At 59.5% G+C, this 20421-nt stretch carries 18 protein-coding genes; 12 read left to right on the forward strand and 6 right to left on the reverse strand.

Annotated features, from left to right (window positions below; genetic code table 11):
- Positions 1–19 precede the first annotated feature (19 nt).
- From dsbD to GHO42_RS13370, 4 genes are all read left to right on the forward strand, one after another.
- Positions 20–1762: a protein-disulfide reductase DsbD gene (gene dsbD, locus GHO42_RS13355; RefSeq protein ID WP_153326532.1), complete on the forward strand. Its 1743-nt coding sequence runs from the start codon at positions 20–22 to the stop codon at positions 1760–1762.
- Positions 1763–2635 (forward strand): TlpA disulfide reductase family protein, encoded by an 873-nt coding sequence (locus tag GHO42_RS13360; RefSeq protein ID WP_095039344.1) that lies wholly within the window; start codon positions 1763–1765, stop codon positions 2633–2635.
- On the forward strand, positions 2614–3387 hold the full coding sequence (gene dsbG / locus GHO42_RS13365) for a thiol:disulfide interchange protein DsbG (RefSeq protein WP_153326534.1): 774 nt from the start codon (positions 2614–2616) through the stop codon (positions 3385–3387). Before GHO42_RS13360 ends, dsbG begins: the two co-directional genes overlap by 22 nt.
- 204 nt (positions 3388–3591) lie before the next feature.
- Positions 3592–4140 carry an RNA polymerase factor sigma-70 gene (locus GHO42_RS13370; protein WP_095002740.1) on the forward strand — a complete coding sequence of 183 codons (549 nt, stop codon included), beginning with the start codon at positions 3592–3594 and terminating at the stop codon, positions 4138–4140.
- A 21-nt stretch (positions 4141–4161) separates the two neighbouring features.
- Here the strand turns inward: GHO42_RS13370 and GHO42_RS13375 are convergent, their stop codons facing one another.
- Entirely contained in the window at positions 4162–4953 is a 792-nt protein-coding gene (locus GHO42_RS13375) for an ABC transporter substrate-binding protein (RefSeq protein ID WP_095018980.1), read from the reverse strand.
- Positions 4954–5142: 189 nt separating this feature from the next.
- Here GHO42_RS13375 and GHO42_RS13380 point away from each other — a divergent pair, with 189 nt between their 5' ends.
- Together GHO42_RS13380 and GHO42_RS13385 are read left to right on the forward strand one after the other, a co-directional pair.
- Positions 5143–5685, forward strand: a complete 543-nt coding sequence (locus GHO42_RS13380; RefSeq protein WP_095018981.1) for an exonuclease domain-containing protein — start codon at positions 5143–5145, stop codon at positions 5683–5685.
- A gap of 79 nt (positions 5686–5764) precedes the next feature.
- Positions 5765–6046: a pyrimidine/purine nucleoside phosphorylase gene (locus GHO42_RS13385; protein ID WP_016780320.1), complete on the forward strand. Its 282-nt coding sequence runs from the start codon at positions 5765–5767 to the stop codon at positions 6044–6046.
- 123 nt (positions 6047–6169) lie between these two features.
- On the opposite strand, the gene GHO42_RS13390 is transcribed toward GHO42_RS13385, so the two are convergent.
- Positions 6170–7927: an ABC transporter transmembrane domain-containing protein gene (locus GHO42_RS13390; RefSeq protein WP_153326536.1), complete on the reverse strand. Its 1758-nt coding sequence runs from the start codon at positions 7925–7927 to the stop codon at positions 6170–6172.
- Between the two features lie 252 nt (positions 7928–8179).
- On the opposite strand from GHO42_RS13390, the gene GHO42_RS25750 reads away from it, so the two are divergent.
- Positions 8180–8356, forward strand: coding sequence for a PA1571 family protein (locus GHO42_RS25750; RefSeq protein ID WP_165446486.1), 177 nt, complete (start codon positions 8180–8182; stop codon positions 8354–8356).
- A gap of 92 nt (positions 8357–8448) precedes the next feature.
- On the opposite strand, the gene pdxB is transcribed toward GHO42_RS25750, so the two are convergent.
- On the reverse strand, positions 8449–9591 hold the full coding sequence (gene pdxB, locus GHO42_RS13395; protein WP_153326538.1) for a 4-phosphoerythronate dehydrogenase PdxB: 1143 nt from the start codon (positions 9589–9591) through the stop codon (positions 8449–8451).
- Positions 9592–9765: 174 nt separating this feature from the next.
- Between pdxB and GHO42_RS13400 the strand changes: the two genes are divergently transcribed.
- On the forward strand, positions 9766–11166 hold the full coding sequence (locus GHO42_RS13400; RefSeq protein ID WP_178126936.1) for an MATE family efflux transporter: 1401 nt from the start codon (positions 9766–9768) through the stop codon (positions 11164–11166).
- 118 nt (positions 11167–11284) lie between these two features.
- Here GHO42_RS13400 and tusA read toward each other — a convergent pair whose 3' ends face one another.
- On the reverse strand, positions 11285–11533 hold the full coding sequence (gene tusA / locus GHO42_RS13405) for a sulfurtransferase TusA (RefSeq protein ID WP_095002746.1): 249 nt from the start codon (positions 11531–11533) through the stop codon (positions 11285–11287).
- Between the two features lie 14 nt (positions 11534–11547).
- A complete protein-coding gene (rlmM, locus tag GHO42_RS13410) occupies positions 11548–12627 on the reverse strand; it encodes a 23S rRNA (cytidine(2498)-2'-O)-methyltransferase RlmM (RefSeq protein ID WP_095018984.1) in 1080 nt (359 codons plus the stop codon).
- A 204-nt stretch (positions 12628–12831) separates the two neighbouring features.
- On the opposite strand from rlmM, the gene acnA reads away from it, so the two are divergent.
- From acnA to GHO42_RS13425, 3 genes are all read left to right on the forward strand, one after another.
- Positions 12832–15576: an aconitate hydratase AcnA gene (acnA, locus tag GHO42_RS13415; protein WP_095020214.1), complete on the forward strand. Its 2745-nt coding sequence runs from the start codon at positions 12832–12834 to the stop codon at positions 15574–15576.
- Between the two features lie 173 nt (positions 15577–15749).
- Complete coding sequence (locus GHO42_RS13420) at positions 15750–16541, forward strand: CPBP family intramembrane glutamic endopeptidase (protein WP_153326540.1); 792 nt, start codon at positions 15750–15752, stop codon at positions 16539–16541.
- An 80-nt stretch (positions 16542–16621) separates the two neighbouring features.
- The gene (locus GHO42_RS13425; protein WP_095002750.1) at positions 16622–18187 is read left to right on the forward strand and encodes a PAS domain-containing methyl-accepting chemotaxis protein; all 1566 of its coding nucleotides are present in this window, start codon (positions 16622–16624) and stop codon (positions 18185–18187) included.
- 49 nt (positions 18188–18236) lie between these two features.
- On the opposite strand, the gene GHO42_RS13430 is transcribed toward GHO42_RS13425, so the two are convergent.
- Positions 18237–18920 (reverse strand): alpha/beta family hydrolase, encoded by a 684-nt coding sequence (locus GHO42_RS13430; RefSeq protein ID WP_095002751.1) that lies wholly within the window; start codon positions 18918–18920, stop codon positions 18237–18239.
- Between the two features lie 72 nt (positions 18921–18992).
- On the opposite strand from GHO42_RS13430, the gene ccoN reads away from it, so the two are divergent.
- Positions 18993–20417 (forward strand): cytochrome-c oxidase, cbb3-type subunit I, encoded by a 1425-nt coding sequence (ccoN, locus tag GHO42_RS13435; RefSeq protein WP_019826669.1) that lies wholly within the window; start codon positions 18993–18995, stop codon positions 20415–20417.
- The last annotated feature ends 4 nt before the right edge of the window (positions 20418–20421 follow it).

Raw genomic sequence — 20421 nt, forward strand, 5'->3', positions numbered from 1 at the left:
ACACTCCAAGGTTGGGCGCATGTCTCGTTTGTTTTTCTTTCTCCTGCTGCTGGTCGCCGGTTTTAGCCAGGCGCATGCCAGTGAAGATCCGTTTGCACAAAAGCCGGACTTCCTTCCGGTCGCCAAGGCGTTTGTGTTCAGCAGCGAAGATCTGCCCTCTGGTGAAACCCGCCTGCAGTGGAAAATAGCCGACAAGTACTATTTGTATCAAAAACGCTTCAAGTTTGACGGGCTGGATGCCGCACACACACCCGAGTTGCCTAAAGGGCTGGAACACAGCGATGAGTTTTTTGGCGCCACAGAGGTGTATCGCGACAACGTTGCGCTAGTGATTCCGGCAGGTGCCAGCGGTCAGGTCAAGGTCAGCTGGCAAGGCTGCGCCGATGCCGGCCTGTGCTATCCGCCACAAAGCCGGACCATCGATTTGGGCGGCATGCAATCTGCCGCAGCGCAGGGTCAGGCCCAGGACCAGTCGCTGGCGGCCACCTTGCAGCAGCGCTCCCTGGGCTGGAGCCTGCTGCTGTTCTTCGGCCTGGGCCTGCTGCTGGCCTTTACGCCTTGCTCGCTGCCCATGCTGCCGATTCTGGCCGGGCTGGTGGTGGGCAGTGGCGCCACGGCCGGGCGCGGTTTTGCCGTGGCCGGCAGTTATGTGATCAGCATGGCGCTGGTGTATGCCGGGCTGGGCGTGCTGGCGGCCCTGCTCGGCGCCAACTTGCAGGCGTTGCTGCAACAACCCTGGTTGCTGGGTAGTTTTGCTGCCCTGTTCGTAGTGCTGGCACTGCCAATGTTCGGTTTTTTTGAACTGCAACTGCCTGCCGGCCTGCGTGACCGCCTGGAAAGCGCCGGGCGTGGCCGCAAGGGCGGCAGCTTGCTGGGTGCGGGTATTCTGGGTGCCCTCTCTGGCCTGCTGGTGGGCCCCTGCATGACCGCACCGCTGGCCGGTGCCCTGTTGTATATCGCGCAAAGCGGCAACGCCGTTGAAGGTGGCCTGGTGCTGTTTGTGATGGGCCTGGGCATTGGCGTGCCGTTGTTGCTGCTGGTCACCGTGGGCAGCCGTTTCCTGCCCAAGCCCGGTGCGTGGATGAACCTGATGAAAGGCCTGTTCGGCTTTTTGTTCCTGGGTACTGCGCTGTTGCTGGTACGCCCGGTCCTCGATGAATCCTTGTGGGTCGGTTTGTGGGGCGTGCTGCTGGTCGTTCTGGCGTCCAGCCTGTGGCAACAGGCACAGGCATTCCTTCGCGCCAAACCGCTGTTCCGCCCGCTCAGCCTGCTGGCCGGCCTGTGGGGCAGCCTGTTGCTGGTGGGAGCGGCCGGGGGCGGGACCGAGCTGTGGCAACCGCTGCAGGTGTATACCGCCACAACCGTGGCGGGCAGCACGACAAACTCCGCCCATGACGCCTTTATCACCCTCAAGGACCCGGCCAGCCTGGACCGCGAGCTGGCAGATGCCAAGGCAGCAGGCCAATGGGTGATGCTCGACTACTACGCCGACTGGTGCGTGTCATGCAAGGTCATGGAGAAGCAGGTATTTGCCAAACCCCAGGTGATGGATGCCCTGCAAGGCGTGCGCCTGTTGCGTCTTGACGTGAGCGCCGATAATGTCGCCAGCCGCGAGCTGCTCAGCCGCTATCAAGTACCCGGCCCGCCCAGTTTTGTCTGGATCGGCCCCAATGGTGTTGAGCGGCGCGGACAACGCATCACTGGCGAAGTCAACGCCCAGACCTTTTTGAATAACTGGAACGCCACTCGGGAACTCCTCTAAATGCTGACCCTGACCATCGGTTCGTTTGCGCTGGCCATCAACCACTTGCTGCTGATACTGGCCCTTGCCCTGGCGACACTGGTGGGGTGGCGTGTGGCCAAACGCGGTGGAGAAAACCCCGAATCAGTGCTGTTCAGCCTGTTCTTACTGGGTTTGCTGAGCGCACGCATCGGCTTTGTGCTCAGCTACTGGCGCTACTTCAAGGACGACCCACTGCAAATTCTCGACCTGCGCGATGGCGGTTTTTTACTGTGGCCGGGGTTGGTGGCGGTACTGCTGGGTGGGCTTATCTGGGGCTGGCGCCGCGTCGGTTTGCGTCGCCCGCTAGGTTGGGGGCTGGCCAGCGGGCTGGCGTTCTGGCTGCTGGCCAGCCTGTCGTCCAGCCTTTACGAAAAAGGCACGCGCCTGCCGGAAATGGTATTGCGCAATGCCAATGGCGAGTCGGTGCAGTTGAGCAGCTATCAGGGCGGCCCGCTGGTGATCAATCTGTGGGCCACCTGGTGCCCGCCGTGCCGGCGCGAAATGCCGGTGCTGCAAAACGCCCAGCATCAACATCAAAACGTGACCTTCCTGTTCGTCAATCAGGGCGAGAGCATGCAGAGCGTCAGCACCTTCCTTGAAACCCAGGGTCTGAACCTCAGCAACGTGCTGTTCGACAGCGGCGGCCAGTTGGCACAAAAAGTCGGTTCGATGGCCCTGCCGACTACGCTGTTCTACAGCGCTGATGGTCGACTGCTGGGCAGTCATTTGGGCGAGCTGTCAAAAGCCAGTCTGGCCCGGGCCATGGAGCCTTTCAATCTGAACCATTCAATGTCGGCCCAACAGGTCGACCCTGCAAGGAATGAGCAAAAATGTTTAACCGCAAACTGCTAACCCTGGGCATGGCCTCCCTGCTGGGAGCTGCGCTCCTGCAATCGCCTGTATTGCAGGCAGAAGAGCTGCCGCCGGCGATCAAGAAGATTGAAGCCAAGGGTGCAAAAATCATTGGCAGCTTCGATGCTCCCGGCGGCTTGCGTGGCTATGCCGCCCAGTACCAGAACCGTGGCATGGCGCTGTACCTGACCCAGGACGGTAACGTTCTGGTGGGTAATTTGTATGATGCCGACGGCAAAGACCTGAGCCTGGCGCCGCTGCAAAAGCTGGTGTACGAGCCGATGGCCAAGCAGGTCTGGGGCGAAATGGAGAAGAGCAACTGGATTGCCGACGGCAAGGCGAATGCACCGCGTATCGTGTACTTGTTCAGCGACCCCAACTGCCCGTACTGCAACATGTTCTGGGAGCAGGCCCGCCCTTGGGTTGACTCGGGCAAAGTGCAATTGCGCCATATCATGGTGGGCATCATCCGCGAAGACAGCCCGGCCAAATCTGCCGCCCTGCTGGCCGCCAAGGACCCGCAGCAAGCCCTGCACGAACACGAAAAAGCCGGCAAGGCCAGTAGCCTCAAGCCCCTGGCCAAAATCCCGGCTGACATTCAAGCCAAGCTCGATGCCAATGCCAAGTTGATGGAAGAGCTGGACGTGGCCGCCACCCCGGCCATTTTCTACCAGGACGCACAAGGCAACCTGCAACAGCAGCAAGGCGCGCCATCGCCGGAGAAACTGGTCCAGATCCTGGGGCCCAAGTAAAACCCGAGGGCTGCGATCGCGCTACAAAGCGTTCGCAGCCCACGCCGATGCTGGCGTGAGGCATGTCTCAGTTCACCACCTGCAGCGCTATTAATTCTATTTCTCAATTGACAATCATTATCATTAAGCCTAGCTTGTGAACAGCTGTGTAGGACGCTTCCCACGAAGAGGTCCTCACTCACTCATTCGCAGCAGGTGATCTCCATGACGGAACCAATGTCCACAGGCAAGTGCGACTCACCCCTACTTCAAGCCTTTGTTGATAACCGACTGGTCCTGGTCAAAATCGCAGCCCGCATAACGGGCTGCCGATACCGGGCTGAAGATGTGGTTCAGGATGCCTTCTTCCGTTTGCAGTCCGCACCGCAGATCACTTCATCGTTCAAGGCACAACTGAGCTACCTGTTCCAGATCGTGCGTAACCTGGCAATTGACCACTACCGCAAGCAGGCGCTGGAGCAAAAATACTCCGGCACCGAAGAAGAAGGCATGAACGTGGTGATCCACGGCGCCTCCCCGGAAACCTCGCTGATCAATTTCTCGACTCTGGAACATATCGCGGTGGCACTCACCGAGCTGCCAAGCCGTACCCGTTATGCCTTCGAGATGTATCGCCTGCATGGCGTACAGCAAAAAGATATTGCCAAGGAACTGGGCGTATCTCCCACCCTGGTCAACTTCATGATCCGCGATGCCCTGATCCATTGCCGCGCAGTGTCGGGCACCCACGCAGATACCTACGCGCGGCGTTGATACAACCGGGCTTGCACCTTCCTACATCTCAACCACGGCAATTTTGTAAGGCGCAAAAATCGCCTTCAACTGGCCGTTGTCGCGCAGCTTTTGCAGCATTTGTGCAAACTGCTGACTCTGGATCGGTGCCTGTGGCCGCAGCAGGGCGAAGTGACGATAAGTCTGATCGATACGCTCTGACACCATCACCTGCGCCTTGGCCTGCGGGTCGCAGCCCAGCATGTCGATCAGGTTGGAACGTGTCATCAAGGCAATATCCGCCCGCCCCCTCAAGACCATCAATAAATTGCTTTCGTGGGAATAGGTCAGGGTTGCGCCGAAGGTCTCGGTGAGAAACTTCGGCGAGGCGTTGAACCCGGCAAAGGCATAGTGATAGCCGCTGTACAGGGCGAGGCGCTTGCCCTTGAGGTCATCAAAATAGCCTTGTTCACGGTCAGGATGCTGCCGGGCAACAAACACTTCAGCGTCTTCCAGGCCCATATCAACTGCAGCATAGGAGAACGCCTGCCAGCCCCAGGCCGGGTTCTCGAACATCAGCATGTCCACCCGCCCACGCTCGAAGTCACGCACACGCCGGGCAATGGAACTGGGCACAAGGACAAAGCGGTAGTCGCCTTGCAACTGGTTGAGGGCTGCAAGCAGTTGCGACAACAGGCCCGTGTCGGTGCCGCGCTCGGGACGTACGATATAAGGCGGAAAGTGCGCAGCTCCAACCCTGATTTCCTGAATCGCCCACACCGGTGCCAGCCAGCCCATTCCCAGGGTCAGCAACAGGCTGTGGGCTAATTGAATTGGCGAACACTTCAAAACCATACACACCTGACGCCGTTCATGGCTGGAACTTATTGATCGACACACGACCTGAGATCGGGCACGCACACCATTAAAGCGCATATAGACTAGCAAGCAAGGGGTCGACTGGCCCACTACAAAATAAGCACCGTGCTCAGTGTTTTAGCTACGCTCCAACTTCAACGCCGATGCTGTTAAAGGAAGCTGCACATGCCTCACTGGCTGGTAATTGACCTGGAAGCCACTACCGATGATGGCGGCTGGCCCCTGGAGGAAATGGAAGTGATCGAAATCGGCGCCAGCGTGGTCACCCGCGCAGGTCGTGAGGTGGATCATTTTCAGCGATTTATTCGCCCGCAACGTCGTCCGCTGTTGACCCCTTTCTGTCGGCAACTGACCCGTATCACCCAGGCCAAGATTGATGCCGCTGCATCGATGCCTTTGGTTTGGGAGCAATTTGAACGCTGGCTCGGCCAGCACCTGCCCAAGCTTGAAGGCTGGGCCAGCTGGGGCGAGTACGACCGAAAACAACTGGAACAGGAATGGCAGCACAAACAACTGCACAGCGCCCTGCAGCAATTGCCGCATATGAACCTCAAGCAGCAATTTGCCAGGGCCCGCCAGTTAAAGCAGCCGCTGGGCCTGAACAGCGCGTTGCAACTGGCCGGAATGCAATTCAATGGTCAACAGCACCGGGCCCTGGAAGATGCCCGTAATACTGCGCGTTTATTGCCCCTGGTGCTCAAGGGGTGACGGCCATAAAAGGGCGTGACGGGATAAAACCGCTTCTGCATACTGGCCAGCCCTTTTTAGCCCATTCCGAGGAATCGCCATGTTTAAAGTCAACGAATACTTCGACGGCACCGTCAAGTCGATTGCCTTCGCCCAAACCGAAGGCAAGGCCACCATTGGCGTCATGGCTGCAGGTGAATACGAGTTCGGCACCGCCGAGCGTGAAATCATGCACGTGGTCTCGGGCGAGCTGAGCGTCAAGTTGCCGGGCAGCAGCGAATATGAAACCTTCAAGACCGGCAGCCAGTTCAACGTGCCGGCCAACAGCAAGTTCCAGCTCAAGGTCGCAGTGGATACCGCCTACCTGTGTGAGTACCGCTAAATCTCCCTCTGGCAGCAACTGTCTTGATGCTGCCATGTGGGAGCGGGCTTGCTCGCGATACAGACGACCCGGTCTGTCTGTTGAATCGCGTTGATGCCATCGCGAGCAAGCCCGCTCCCACAGCTACACCCCTACGTTGAACTGCAACGCCGCCAACCGTGCATACAGCGGGTTGGCGGCGATTAATTGGGTATGGGTGCCGATGGCGACCAGCTTGCCCTGATCCATTACCGCGATACGATCAGCGTTTTGCACGGTGGCCAGACGGTGGGCAATCACCAGCGTGGTACGGCCTTGCATCAGGCTCGGCAAAGCCTGCTGGATCAGATGCTCGCTTTGGGCATCCAGGGCACTGGTGGCCTCATCCAGCAACAGGATCGGCGCATCCACCAGCAACGCCCGGGCAATCGCCAGACGCTGGCGTTGACCGCCCGACAAGCCCAGGCCGCCATCACCCAAGTGGGTTTTGTAACCCTCGGGCATTTGCAGAATAAAGTCGTGGGCGTGGGCAATTCGCGCCGCAGCCTGGACCTGTTCATCGCTGGCCCCGGCATTGCCATAACGGATGTTGTCTTCAATGGTGCCGAAAAACAGCGCAGGAGTTTGCGCCACCAGGGCAAAACAACGACGCAGGTCTTGCGGGTCAAGCTGAGTGATCGGCTGCCCTTCAAGCAGGATTTGCCCTTGTTGCGGATCGTAAAAGCGCAGCAACAAGTCGAACAATGTTGACTTGCCCGCCCCGGAAGGGCCGACCAGCGCCAGGGTTTCTCCCGCATTGATCGTCAGGCTCAGGCCATCGATCGCATGGCTTTCGGGCCGTGAAGGGTAAGAAAAGCGCAAGTTTTCAAGCTGCAAATTGCCCTTCACCCGTGCGGGTAACACGTGCAAATCCGTGCTCGGTGGCAGGATCAAGCTTTTCGCCTGCAACAGCTCGGCAATTCGCTCGGCCGCGCCCGCCGCCTGTTGCAACTCGCCAATCACTTCGCTCAGGGTGCCGAATGCGCTGCCCACCACCAGGCTGTAAAACACAAAGGCGGCCAGCTCGCCGCCGGTGATGCGCCCGGCGATCACGTCCATGCCGCCGACCCACAGCATCACCCCCACGGCGCCCAGCACCAGCAAGATCACCAGCGTGATCAACCACGCCCGTTGCAGGATGCGTTTGCGGGCAGTGGCAAACGCCTGCTCCACGGTACTGGCAAAGCGTTGCTGGTCTTGCTGTTGATGGTTATAAGCCTGCACCGTCTTGATCTGGCCCAGGGCCTCGGCGACATAACTGCCGACATCAGCGATACGGTCCTGGCTCTGGCGCGACAGACTGCGCACCCGGCGACCAAAAAACAGGATGGGCACCAGCACCAGTGGCAAGGCCACCACCACGATACTGGTGAGCTTGGGGTTGGTGACAAACAACAGCACCACGCCGCCGATCACCATCAGGCTGTTGCGCAGGAACAACGACAGCGATGAACCGATCACCGACTGCAGCAAGGTCGTATCCGTGGTCAGCCGCGACTGGATTTCCGAGCTGCGGTTGTTCTCGTAGAACCCCGGGTGCAGACCGATCAGGTGATTGAACACCTGGCGCCGAATATCGGCGACCACCCGTTCACCGATCCATGACACCAGGTAAAAGCGCACGAAAGTGCCCACTGACAAGCCCAGCACCAGCAACAGAAAAAAGCCGATGGACTGGTTTAGCAAATGCGCTGACTGGGTCATGAAACCCTTGTCGACCAATAGACGGATGCCCTGCCCCATCGACAAGGTAATACCCGCCGTAACAATCAGCGCCAGCAGGGCGCCAAGAGCCTGCCAACGATAGGGTGCAATAAAATGCGCTGCCAGACGAATGGCGCGGCGATGACGGGAAGAAAGCATGGGAGGGTATCCGCAGTGAGGATCAGCATAAAAAGCCTTACACAGCCTACAACGAAGTTCGCCTAAAACCGGTAAATCTTTCTCACTCGTTTTGAATATGACCTGTCACCACAAACCCTAGACAGTAATGTTCTAAAGTCGGGCTGGAAGTTTCAGGATATTTCTGTTGGACTGGGGTGGTCGCCAAGTTTGTAACAGCTTGGTCATTAAACGGATCTACAGTAGCGCTACACCCTGATGAGGAGACAGGCCATGGATTTGCAACAGAACGCTCAAGCCGTACCGGTGATTCGTACCCAGCCACAGCAATCTCTGGGGTGCGCGTTTATCGACGAAAATGGTCAGGAGATCCTGATCACCGAGGCGATGATTCAGGACGCCTGCCATGAGCTGGAGCAACGCCTGGTCACGCCATCACGCAAGGGCTGATCCTTGCCAACAAGACCCTGTACATGATTAAACAGCATTCGCGTCACTGACCGGCCTTACTGCGTAGGGCCGGTTTTTTTAGGCCTGCACATTCAGACCGGCACGGCGCCCAAGGCTTTTACCAGTTGCTTCAGGGCCACTGAATCACCCGCGATATGCACCGGCAAGCCTTCAATTTCGCGGCGAATCGGGTAGTTTTTGCGCAGTCCGTCGAATGCCAGCTTTTGCTCCTGGACGGTTCCACTCAAACTGCGGCGAAAGTCGGCATCGTCACGGCGCGGGTCGTACACACCGCGACAGAGCATGGCCAGGGCCCATGCCGGGTCGCTGTCAGCACTCAGTTCAACCTTGGCCAGCCAGGGGGACGGCAGCAGGTCGGCCAGTTTGACTTCAGGGCTATGCCCCAGAAAATCGCACAATGCCTGATAAATCTGTGCCGTACCCCGCTGTTTGCCATCCAGGCTGTAGCCGGCAATATGCGGGGTCGCCAGCACGCACAGATCCGCCAGTTCGCGGTCTACTTGCGGCTCACCCTCCCATACATCGAGTACCGCTTGCAGATCATCCCGGCGGGTCAAAACTTCACGCAGCGCGGCATTATCCACCACCGGGCCGCGGCTGGCGTTGATCAGCCAGGTACCCGGTTTCAGCTGTTCCAGCCGCTGCTGATCAAACAGATGCCAGGTCGGGTAATCGCCGGTCCTGTCCAGCGGCGTATGCAGGCTGAGTACATCGCACTGCTCGATCACGTGCTCAAGGCTGACATAGTCACCGCCCTCGGCCGCCGCCCGCACCGGGTCGCAAACCAGCACATTGAAGCCCAGTGAACGCAAGACGTTGACCAGGCGACCGCCCACTTCACCGGCACCAATCACGCCGTAGGTGCGCTGGGTCAAGTCGGCGCCTTCGATTTCAGCCAGCGTCAGCAGGCTGCCGAGCACGTAGTCCACGACGCCACGCGCATTGCAGCCAGGAGCACTGGACCAGTGGATACCAGACTGCTGGAAGTAGTCCAGCGCCAGGTGATCAGTACCGATGGTGCACGTTCCGACAAACCGCACTGCACTGCCCTCAAGCAGCTCGCGGTCCACTTTGGTCACCGAGCGCACCAGCAAAACATCGGCATCGTGAACGTCTGCACGGTTGATCTGGCGCCCCGGCAAGCGGCGTATTTCACCGAAGTCAGCAAAAAATTCTTCGATCAGCGGAATATTTTCATCAGCAACAATCAACATGGCAGGCTCCTTTCGCGGAGTGGCAGTGTAGGCGTTGTTACGCGCAATGGGCCAGCCGGGTGTGCAGGTACTTGCGGGCACGCTTACAAAGGGCCTACAACTCGGTATTAACTGACCACATGGTCAGGCGTACAATCCCCGGCTTTGCGCGTTTAACCCTGTGGATACAAGCCAGTGAACTCTGTGACTCACCCCCCCTCTTCCCTCCCTGTCAGCCGCCCGGCCCGGGTACGCACCGAGGTGCGCGCGCTGTTGGCGCTGGCATTTCCCATCATCATTTCGCAGATCGCAACCACGGCAATGGGTTTTGTCGATGCCGTGATGGCCGGGCGCGTCGGCCCTCGGGATCTGGCCGCCGTGGCACTGGGCAACTCGATCTGGGTTCCGGTGTTTTTGTTGATGTCCGGCATTCTGCTGGCGACCACGCCCAAGGTCGCCCAGCGGTTTGGCGCCAATGCACACGGCGAAATCGGCCCCATCGTACGTCAGGCACTGTGGCTGGCACTGATTACCGGCCTGTGCGCAGCGTTGATCCTGATCGCGGCCGAGCCGCTATTGCATCTGATGAAGGTCGACCCTGAGCTGATCACCCCCAGCATGGATTACCTGCATGGAATCGCCAGCGGCATGCCCGCCGTAGGGCTGTATTGCGTGTTGCGTAATTTCAGCGATGGCCTGGGAAAAACCCGGCCAAGCATGATCCTGGGGCTCAGTGCCCTGGCACTGAATATCCCGATCAACTACATCTTCATCTATGGCCACTTTGGCGTCCCGGCCATGGGCGGCGTGGGCTGCGGCTGGGCCACGGCCATTGTGATGTGGTTTATGGCTCTGGGCATGGTGGTCTGGACGTTCAGAGGGGCCATCTACCAGTCGAGTAAGGTCTACAGCCATTTTGAATGGCCAAAATGGGCGATCCTCAAGCGTTTGCTCAGTGTGGGCTTGCCGATTGGCATCGCGGTCTTTGCCGAATCGAGCATTTTTGCGGTGATTGCGCTGTTGATCGGCAGTTTGGGGGCCACGGTGGTGGCGGGCCATCAAATCGCCCTGAACTTCAGTTCGCTGGTCTTTATGATTCCATACTCACTGGGTATGGCGATTACCGTGCGCGTGGGTCAGGCCCTGGGCCGCCAGCAACCGCGCGAGGCACGCTTTGTAGCGGGCGTGGGCATGGGCACCGCACTGGTCTGGGCGGCGATTTCCGCCAGTCTGATCCTGCTGCTGCGTGAGCAGATTGCCACCGTCTACACCGCCGATCCCATGGTGATCGAGGTGGCGACCATGCTGTTGATGTTTGCTGCGCTGTATCAGTTCTCGGACGTGATCCAGGTCACCGCTGCCGGTGCCCTGCGCGGTTATCAGGACACACGAGTGACGATGATCCTGACCCTGTTTGCCTACTGGGGGATTGGTTTGCCGGTGGGCTACGCCCTGGGGCTGACCGACTGGTTCGGCCCGGCCAATGGCCCGAGCGGGCTATGGCAGGGCTTGATCGTTGGCCTGACCTGCGCGGCACTGATGCTGGGTGTGCGGTTGGCGCGCAGTGCGAAAAAACATATCCGCCGCCGCACATAAATGCGGTGGCAGCGGGCTTGCCCGCGATGGCATCAGCGTGGTTTGCCTGACAGACCGTGGCGCCTGCATCGCGAGCAAGCCCGCTCCCACAAGACCGGCGCAATTGCTATGGGCGCCGTCAATCCTGCTTCTTGCGGATCCAGTACAGGTACGTGCCCGCCTCTTCCTGCTGGCCCACCAGTTCATGGTCCAGAAACACGCAGAACTTGGGAATGTCGCGGCGGGTCGAAGGATCCGTCGCAATGACTTTCAACAAGCCACCCGGCGCCAGGTCGCGAATATATTGGTGCAGCATCATCACCGGCTCCGGGCAGTTCAGGCCGGTAGCGTCCAGGGTGCCGTCAACCGGCAGGTCGGTAAAACTCATCACTTACTCCCAGATCAGCGAGATTTGGTTTTTTTAACGTCCAGTCGACGCAAATGGCAGGTCACTTCTTCACGGTCGTGGTACAGCTGCTTGCAGCCGATTTCAACCTGAATGCCGCGTGCCTTGAAACCGTCTGCAATACGGTCGAGCAAACGGCGTACTTCGGCGTAACGCTGTTTCATCGGCAGCTTCAAGTTGACTACCGCTTCACGGCAATGACCTTCACCAATCCACTCTTCGAGCATGGCCGCATTGCGCGCCGGTTTCTCCACAATATCGCAGACCATCCAGTCCACCGGCTGCTTGGGCTTGAAGGTAAAGCCATCGGCCATCAAGTGCTGCACCAGACCGGTATCCATCAGGCTTTCAGCCATAGGGCCATTGTCGATGGCAGTCACGATCATGCCACGGTTGACCAGTTGCCAGGTCCAGCCACCCGGCGCAGCGCCAAGGTCAACACCGGTCATGTCGCTGTGCAGGCGCTCGTCCCACTGGTCGCGGGGGATAAAATGGTGCCAGGCCTCTTCAAGCTTGAGGGTTGAACGGCTAGGCGCTTCGCGGGGGAATTTCAGGCGCGGGATGCCCATGGGCCACATGGCCGAGTTGTTGGCCGGGGCCAGGCCAAGAAACACTTCACGACCACTTTTAAACGTCAGCAGCAGGCGCGGTTTGCTCCCGTCCTCTTCTTCAGTCAGTTTACCGGCCTTGATCAGCGCTTTGCGCAGATGGCCGTCGAACTTTTTGCAGAAGTTGGACAGTTCCTTGCCGTCATTGGTGTCGACGATTTCCAGCCACAGACTGCCGCACACCGGGAAGTCGGCCATGTGTTCGAGGATCACGCTGATCCGGTCGGTCTCCGGCAGCTCGACAAAGCCGCCACGAGCCCATTGACGCGGGAAAATCAGTTCGGCAAAACGCAAGCTGTTCATCAGCCGTTCAGCGCCGCCCTCTTCAGTGCACACAAACTCGGCACAGGCAGTGCCAGGCTTGGCCTTGGCGTAGCCAGCCACATTAAGGCGGGCGGCGTGCTCGGCGATTTCCGAGCAGACTTCGCCTTCAAACCCGGGCCGGCAGTGCATAAAAACGGTGTTCATTGAATTACTCCTGGGCAGCGGGCAGGAATTGCCCGGCTGCGCATCCTTGATTTGGCGCAAGGACTGTCACGAAAAGGTCGGCATGATAGCCGAGTTCGGAACCTTGAACCCGCATAGACAGTCCAGTTATTAGCCACAGCCCCTAATCAGAGCTAGGTTAGAAGCTCTGCTTGTGCCACGTGATCCGTCTAAAGGAGTCATTTCATGTCCTCCCTCGATAGCCTGAACACCCTAGCCACACTAAAAGTCGACGATAAGACTTATCACTATTTCAGCCTTGCCCTCGCCGCCAAATCACTCGGCGATTTGAGCAGGCTACCCATGTCACTCAAAGTGCTGCTGGAAAACCTGCTGCGCTGGGAAGACGGTAAAACCGTCACCGAGCCCGACCTCAAAGCTCTGGCCGCCTGGCTCAAGGCACGGCGCAGCGACCGGGAAATCCAGTACCGCCCTGCGCGGGTGCTGATGCAGGACTTCACCGGCGTACCGGCAGTGGTAGACCTGGCCGCCATGCGCGCCGCCATGGCCAAAGCCGGGGGTGATCCGCAACGTATCAACCCGCTGTCCCCCGTGGACCTGGTAATTGACCACTCGGTGATGGTCGACCGGTTTGCCAGCGCCAGCGCCTTCGAGCAAAACGTCGATATAGAGATGGAGCGCAACGGCGAACGCTATGCGTTTTTACGCTGGGGTCAAAATGCCTTCGACAATTTCAGCGTGGTCCCACCCGGTACCGGGATTTGCCATCAGGTGAACCTGGAATACCTGGGCCGCACGGTCTGGACCAAGGATGAAGACGGCCGCACCTACGCCTTCCCCGACACCCTGGTAGGCACCGACTCCCATACCACCATGATCAATGGCCTGGGTGTGCTGGGCTGGGGCGTGGGCGGCATTGAAGCCGAAGCGGCCATGCTGGGCCAGCCCGTGTCGATGCTGATCCCCGAAGTCGTGGGCTTCAAGCTCAGCGGCAAGCTCAAAGAAGGCATCACCGCCACCGACCTGGTGCTGACCGTGACGCAAATGCTGCGCAGCAAGGGTGTGGTCGGCAAGTTCGTAGAATTCTATGGCGATGGCCTGGCGGATCTGCCGCTGGCCGACCGTGCCACGCTTGCCAATATGGCCCCGGAATACGGCGCCACCTGCGGGTTTTTCCCGGTGGATGAGATCACCCTGGATTACCTGCGTCTTTCAGGCCGCCCAGAGGCCACAGTCAAACTGGTCGAGGCTTACTGCAAGGCCCAAGGGCTATGGCGGGTCGCAGGCCAGGAGCCGGTTTTCAGCGAAACCCTGGCCCTGGACATGGGCACCGTCGAAGCCAGCCTGGCCGGGCCAAAACGACCGCAAGACCGGGTTGCACTGCCCGATGTCGGGCAAGCTTTCGACGACTTTCTCAGCCTGCAATTCAAGCCGGCAACTAAAAAAGAGGAAGGTCGCCTCGAAAGCGAAGGTGGCGGCGGTGTTGCCGTGGGCAATGCCGACTTGATCGGTGAAGCGGACTACAGTTACGAAGGCCATACCTATCGCCTGAAAAACGGCGCTGTGGTGATTGCCGCCATTACTTCCTGCACCAACACCTCGAACCCCAGTGTGATGATGGCTGCAGGCCTGGTGGCAAAAAAAGCCGTCGAAAAAGGCCTGACACGCCAACCGTGGGTCAAGACGTCGCTGGCACCGGGCTCCAAGGTAGTCACCGATTATTACGCGGCCGCCGGCCTGACCCCGTACCTCGACCAGTTGGGCTTTGCCCTGGTGGGCTACGGCTGCACCACCTGTATCGGCAACTCTGGCCCCTTGCCCGAACCCATAGAAAAGGCCATTACCCAGTCCGACCTGACCGTGGCTTCAGTGCTGTCTGGCAACCGCAACTTTGAGGGGCGCGTGCATCCGCTGGTGAAAACCAACTGGCTGGCCTCGCCACCCCTGGTGGTGGCCTATGCCCTTGCGGGCACAGTACGCATTGATATCAGCCGTGAACCGCTGGGGACCGGAAAAGACGGCAAACCGGTGTACCTGCGCGATATCTGGCCTAGCCAGAAAGAAATCGCCGACGCCGTGGCCCAGGTGACCACAGGCATGTTCCACAAGGAATACGCCGAGGTGTTTGCCGGCGACGAACAGTGGCAAGCCATCGAAGTACCGCAAGCCGCAACTTATGTCTGGCAAGAGGACTCGACCTACATCCAGCATCCGCCGTTCTTCGACGAAATCAGCGGGCCACTACCGGTGATTGCCGACGTCAAAGGCGCAAACATCCTTGCGTTGCTGGGCGACTCGGTCACCACCGACCATATTTCCCCGGCCGGCAATATCAAGGCTGACAGCCCCGCCGGGCGCTACTTGCGCGACAAGGGCGTAGAACCACGGGACTTCAACTCTTACGGCTCGCGGCGTGGCAACCATGAAGTGATGATGCGCGGTACCTTCGCCAATATTCGCATTCGCAACGAAATGCTCGGCGGTGAAGAAGGCGGCAATACGATCTACATCCCCACCGGTGAAAAACTGCCGATCTTTGACGCGGCCATGCGTTACCAGGCCTCAGGCACTCCGCTGGTGGTGATAGCCGGCCAGGAATACGGTACTGGCTCAAGCCGCGACTGGGCGGCCAAGGGCACCAATCTGCTGGGGGTCAAGGCGGTGATTGCCGAGAGTTTCGAGCGCATCCACCGCTCCAACCTGGTGGGCATGGGCGTGCTGCCCTTGCAGTTCAAGCTCGATCAGAACCGCAAAAGCCTGAACATTACAGGCAAGGAAACCCTGGATATCCTCGGGTTGACCGGTACCGAACTGCAACCGCGAATGAACCTGACCCTGGTCATCACCCGCGAGGACGGCAGCCAGGAAAAAGTCGAAGTGCTCTGCAGGATCGATACCCTTAACGAGGTGGAATACTTCAAGGCCGGAGGGATTTTGCACTATGTGCTGCGTCAGCTGATTGCTTCATAGACGCACCTCAACCTTGTGGGAGCGGGCTTGCTCGCGATTCGGACTACACGGTCTGTCAGCAAGGCCGAGGTGATGCCATCGCGAGCAAGCCCGCTCCCACAGGGCCACGAATCGTTATACTTGCGCACCCCGGACTGGATCCGGGGTGTTTTTTAACGATTGCAAGGATTCACATGGTTGCTTTGCCCTGGCCTTATCTGGCACTACTGACCCTGGGCTACGGCCTTGCCCTCAGCTACGGGCAATTAGGCGCTCAAACCCTCATCGCGCTAGCCTTGTTGACTGTCAGCGGGTTTGCCGTTGTGCAGAACAAAAGCCATTTGCTGCGCTATGCCGGGCATGCCTTGTTTGTGCTGCTGGCGCTGGCGCTGGCCTTGCACTGGCTGCCAGGTTTCCATAACGGTCGCGCCATCACCCCCACGCGACTGACCCCTGATGCCGTGCCCTTCTCGATGTACTTCAATCTGGACAAACCGCTGATTGGCTTCTGGCTGCTGCTGGTATGCCCCTGGATAGCACCGCGCTTTGCCTGGCGGGTAGGCCTGGGGGCCACTGCAATGGGTCTGGCCCTGGCCGCCATTACGGCGCTGGGCGGAGCGATGCTGTTGGGCATGATTGCCTGGGCACCGAAATGGCCTCATCAGAGCACCCTCTGGCTGCTGAATAATCTACTGCTGGTAACCCTGGTTGAAGAAGCGCTGTTTCGCGGTTACATCCAGGGCGGACTGAGCCGCAAGTTCAAGTTGCTGCCCCATGGGCAGAGCATTGCGCTGGTGCTGGCCTCGATACTGTTTGGCCTGGCCCATGCACCCGCCGGCTGGCAATGGATGCTACTGGCCGGGCTGGCCGGTGTCGGTTACGGCCTGGCCTACCGCTTTGGCGGGCTGGGTGCGGCGATCGCCACCCACTTTGGCCTCAATGTGCTGCATTTCCTGTTTTTTACCTACCCGATGCTCACCCCCTGACGACCAGATGCCTGAAATATAAATTAAACAATTCCTTGAGCATGCCGACAGCCTGTCAAAGTCTTGCGGATTGAAACGACATGCGTAACAACCAGCCCATCACTCAACGCGAACGCACATTCCCCGCGCAACAACGGTTGATTTCCACGACCGATGCCAAAGGCGTGATCACCTACTGCAACGATGCGTTCAGGGAAATCAGCGGGTTTTCGCGTGAGGAGCTGATACGCGCGCCGCACAATCTGGTGCGCCACCCGGACGTGCCCTCAGCAGTCTTCGAGCATATGTGGAGCACCCTGAAAAAGGGTTCGCCGTGGATGGGCATCGTCAAAAACCGCTGCAAAAACGGCGACCATTACTGGGTTAACGCCTATGTAACGCCGGTTTTCGAGAATGAGCAGGTCGTGGGCTACGAGTCGGTGCGGGTCAAGCCAACGGCCGAACAGATCCGCCGCGCCGAAGCCCTGTACACACGCCTCAACCGCGGCAAATCCGCGGTGCCTCAGCGCGACAAGTGGCTGCCGGTGCTGCAGGACTGGCTGCCCTTTATCCTGGTCAGCCAATTGAGCTTCATGATTGGCGCCATGCTCAATTCGAGCTGGGGTTTTGCCCTGGCAGCCCTGCTGTCGATACCGTTGGGGCTGCTGGGCCTGAGCTGGCAACAGCGCGGGGTCAAACGCCTGCTGCGTCTGGCCGAGCAGACCACCTCCGACCCGTTGATTGCCCAGATGTACACCGACAGCCGTGGCCCGCAAGCGCGTCTGGAAATGTCCATCCTGAGCCAGGAAGCGCGCCTGAAGACCTGCCTGACACGCCTGCAGGATACCGCCGAACACCTCAGCGGCCAGGCCCGTCAGTCCGACATTCTGGCGCACAAAAGCTCGACCGGGCTGGAGCGCCAGCGCGTCGAGACCGAGCAAGTGGCTACCGCCGTCAACCAGATGGCTGCCACCACCCAGGAAGTGGCCAGCCATGTGCAGCGCACTGCCGACGCGACCCAGGAAGCCAACCGTCTGACCAGTCGCGGTCGCGATATTGCCGGCGAAACCCGCGAAGCGATCCAGCGCCTGTCGGTTGTGGTGGGTGAAACCGGGGCCACGGTAACGCAACTGGCCAAGGACAGTGACGAGATCGGCGGCGTGGTCGATGTGATCAAGGGCATTGCCGACCAGACCAACCTGCTGGCCCTGAACGCCGCCATCGAAGCGGCACGGGCTGGAGAAATGGGCCGGGGCTTCGCCGTGGTGGCTGACGAAGTGCGCCAGCTGGCGCAACGCACCAGCGCTTCGACCGGGCAGATTCACAGCCTGATCGCCAAGCTGCAGCAGACAGCAGCCACCGCGGTGCAAACCATGGACGCTGGCCATCGTCAGGCGGAAGAAGGCGTAGCGCGGGTACTGGAAGCAGATCAGGCACTGGTGGGCATCAGCGAAGCGGTGGCCAATATCACCGACATGACCACCCAAATCGCGGCAGCGACCGAGGAGCAAAGCGCCGTGGCTGAAGAAATCAGCCGCAATATCAGCACCATTGCCGACCTGGCTGACCAGACCTCAGAGCAGGCGCAGCATTCGGCGCTGCTCAGCGAAGAACTGACCCAGACCGTCAACACCCAGTATTCGCTGGTGGAGCGGTTTAACCGCTGAGCCTTGTGGGAGCGATCCAATCGCGAGCAGGCTCGCTCCCACAAATCGTTCAAGGTTGCTGCAACCACCGCGCAATCCGGTCCGCCGCCGCATCCAGATGCTGCTCATGGGTAAACCCGGAGGCCTTCAACGGCTTAAGGTCGTGATCCCCCGATAGCAGCCACGACACTTCAATGCCCGGCGCCAGCGTGTAGGCCTCTACCGCTTCGCGGTTGCCCAAGGCATCGCGTTCGCCTTGTACGATCAACGTCGGCGTTGCTAATTCAGCCAGGTGCGCCACCCGGGGTTTTTCCGGCTTGCCTGCGGCATAGAACGGATAACCCAGGCACACCAGCGCGTCCACTTGCAGCTCATCGGCCAGCAGACTGGCCATACGCCCACCCATTGACTTGCCGCCAATGGCTAATGGCCCAGCGACATGCGGTCGCACCTCGGTAAAAACTTCACGCCAGCTTTCGAGCAGTTTCGCCTGCTGATTAGGAGGCCTTTTGCCATTATCGAGACGGCGCTGCGCCATATACGGGAACTCGAAGCGCAACACGCTCACCCCGCGTGCAGCAAGGCGTGCAGCCATGCCGTTCATCCAGCTGCTGTCCATCGGCGCACCCGCGCCGTGGGCCAGGATAAGGGTCGCGGTTGAACCCGCTGACGCGCCATTCCACAGCCAGCCCCTGTCCTGCACGCACTGCGCCCATTGATCCCCGTCAATACCGGCCTTGCCCGCTACGACCATGCTTGCCTCGCTTTTAGTCTGCCTATAACTCCAGGCGTGCGTTTGACGCGCCTGAACCGTGGATGGGGAACCATGAACACTTCTACAAGTACCGCCTATAACTACAAGGTGGTCCGCCAATTTGCCATTATGACGGTGGTTTGGGGCATCGTCGGTATGGGGCTCGGCGTTTTTCTCGCCGCGCAGTTGGTTTGGCCAGAACTTAACTTCAATTTGCCTTGGACCAGTTTCGGGCGCCTGCGCCCATTGCACACCAACGCGGTGATTTTCGCCTTCGGCGGCTGCGCGCTGTTCGCGGCTTCATTCTACTCGGTGCAACGCACCTGCCAGGCCACCCTGTTTTCGCCGAAAATCGCGGCGTTTACCTTCTGGGGCTGGCAGCTGGTCATCGTCCTGGCGGCCATCAGCCTGCCGCTGGGTTACACCAGCTCCAAGGAATACGCCGAGCTGGAATGGCCGATCGACATTTTGATCACCATTGTCTGGGTGGCCTACGCCATCGTGTTCTTCGGCACGATCATGAAGCGCAAAACCAAGCATATTTACGTGGGCAACTGGTTCTTCGGCGCGTTTATCGTGACCGTGGCGATTTTGCACATCGTCAATAACCTGGAAATTCCGGTCAGTTTCACCAAGTCCTACTCGCTCTACGGTGGCGCCACTGACGCCATGGTGCAGTGGTGGTACGGGCATAACGCTGTGGGCTTTTTCCTGACAGCTGGCTTCTTGGGGATGATGTACTACTTCGTGCCTAAACAGGCCGAACGTCCGATCTACTCCTATCGCCTGTCCATCGTGCACTTCTGGGCATTGATCACCCTGTACATCTGGGCGGGCCCCCACCACCTGCACTACACCGCGCTGCCGGACTGGGCGCAGTCGCTGGGCATGGTGATGTCGCTGATTCTGCTGGCACCTAGCTGGGGCGGCATGATCAACGGCATGATGACCCTCTCGGGCGCCTGGCATAAGCTGCGCAGCGATCCGATCCTGCGCTTCCTCGTGGTGTCCCTGGCCTTCTACGGCATGTCGACCTTCGAAGGCCCGATGATGGCAATCAAGACCGTCAACGCCCTCTCCCACTACACCGACTGGACCATCGGCCACGTACACGCCGGTGCCCTGGGCTGGGTGGCGATGATTTCGATCGGCGCGCTGTACCACATGATCCCGAAAATCTTCGGCCGCCCGCAGATGTACAGCCTGGGCCTGATCAACGCGCACTTCTGGCTGGCCACCATCGGCACCGTGCTCTACATCGCCTCGATGTGGGTCAACGGCATTGCCCAGGGCCTGATGTGGCGCGCAGTCAACGAAGACGGCACGCTGACTTACTCCTTCGTCGAAACTCTGGTGGCCAGCCATCCAGGTTATGTCGTGCGACTGGTCGGTGGTGCAATCTTCTTCAGCGGCATGTTGCTGATGGCTTACAACACTTGGCGCACCGTGCGTAACGCCGAGCCCGCTGAAGTCGTAGCCGCCGCGCAGATGGCCTGAGGAG

The organism is Pseudomonas sp. FSL R10-0056 (assembly GCF_009600105.1).
GTDB lineage: Bacteria > Pseudomonadota > Gammaproteobacteria > Pseudomonadales > Pseudomonadaceae > Aquipseudomonas > Aquipseudomonas bubulae.

What these genes read in the sequence shown, in the direction of transcription:
- GHO42_RS13360 (WP_095039344.1), top strand. Translation starts at nt 1,763, where the DNA reads ATGCTGACCCTGACCATCGGTTCGTTTGCGCTGGCCATCAACCACTTG.
- GHO42_RS13390 (WP_153326536.1), bottom strand. Translation starts at nt 7,927, where the DNA reads ATGCTTTCTTCCCGTCATCGCCGCGCCATTCGTCTGGCAGCGCATTTT.
- tusA (WP_095002746.1), bottom strand. Translation starts at nt 11,533, where the DNA reads ATGAGTTTTACCGACCTGCCGGTTGACGGCACCCTGGACGCTACCGGC.
- GHO42_RS13385 (WP_016780320.1), top strand. Translation starts at nt 5,765, where the DNA reads ATGTTTAAAGTCAACGAATACTTCGACGGCACCGTCAAGTCGATTGCC.
- GHO42_RS13370 (WP_095002740.1), top strand. Translation starts at nt 3,592, where the DNA reads ATGACGGAACCAATGTCCACAGGCAAGTGCGACTCACCCCTACTTCAA.
- dsbD (WP_153326532.1), top strand. Translation starts at nt 20, where the DNA reads ATGTCTCGTTTGTTTTTCTTTCTCCTGCTGCTGGTCGCCGGTTTTAGC.
- rlmM (WP_095018984.1), bottom strand. Translation starts at nt 12,627, where the DNA reads ATGAACACCGTTTTTATGCACTGCCGGCCCGGGTTTGAAGGCGAAGTC.
- pdxB (WP_153326538.1), bottom strand. Translation starts at nt 9,591, where the DNA reads ATGTTGATTGTTGCTGATGAAAATATTCCGCTGATCGAAGAATTTTTT.
- acnA (WP_095020214.1), top strand. Translation starts at nt 12,832, where the DNA reads ATGTCCTCCCTCGATAGCCTGAACACCCTAGCCACACTAAAAGTCGAC.
- GHO42_RS13430 (WP_095002751.1), bottom strand. Translation starts at nt 18,920, where the DNA reads ATGGTCGTAGCGGGCAAGGCCGGTATTGACGGGGATCAATGGGCGCAG.
- GHO42_RS13375 (WP_095018980.1), bottom strand. Translation starts at nt 4,953, where the DNA reads ATGGTTTTGAAGTGTTCGCCAATTCAATTAGCCCACAGCCTGTTGCTG.
- dsbG (WP_153326534.1), top strand. Translation starts at nt 2,614, where the DNA reads ATGTTTAACCGCAAACTGCTAACCCTGGGCATGGCCTCCCTGCTGGGA.
- GHO42_RS13425 (WP_095002750.1), top strand. Translation starts at nt 16,622, where the DNA reads ATGCGTAACAACCAGCCCATCACTCAACGCGAACGCACATTCCCCGCG.
- GHO42_RS25750 (WP_165446486.1), top strand. Translation starts at nt 8,180, where the DNA reads ATGGATTTGCAACAGAACGCTCAAGCCGTACCGGTGATTCGTACCCAG.
- GHO42_RS13420 (WP_153326540.1), top strand. Translation starts at nt 15,750, where the DNA reads ATGGTTGCTTTGCCCTGGCCTTATCTGGCACTACTGACCCTGGGCTAC.
- ccoN (WP_019826669.1), top strand. Translation starts at nt 18,993, where the DNA reads ATGAACACTTCTACAAGTACCGCCTATAACTACAAGGTGGTCCGCCAA.
- GHO42_RS13380 (WP_095018981.1), top strand. Translation starts at nt 5,143, where the DNA reads ATGCCTCACTGGCTGGTAATTGACCTGGAAGCCACTACCGATGATGGC.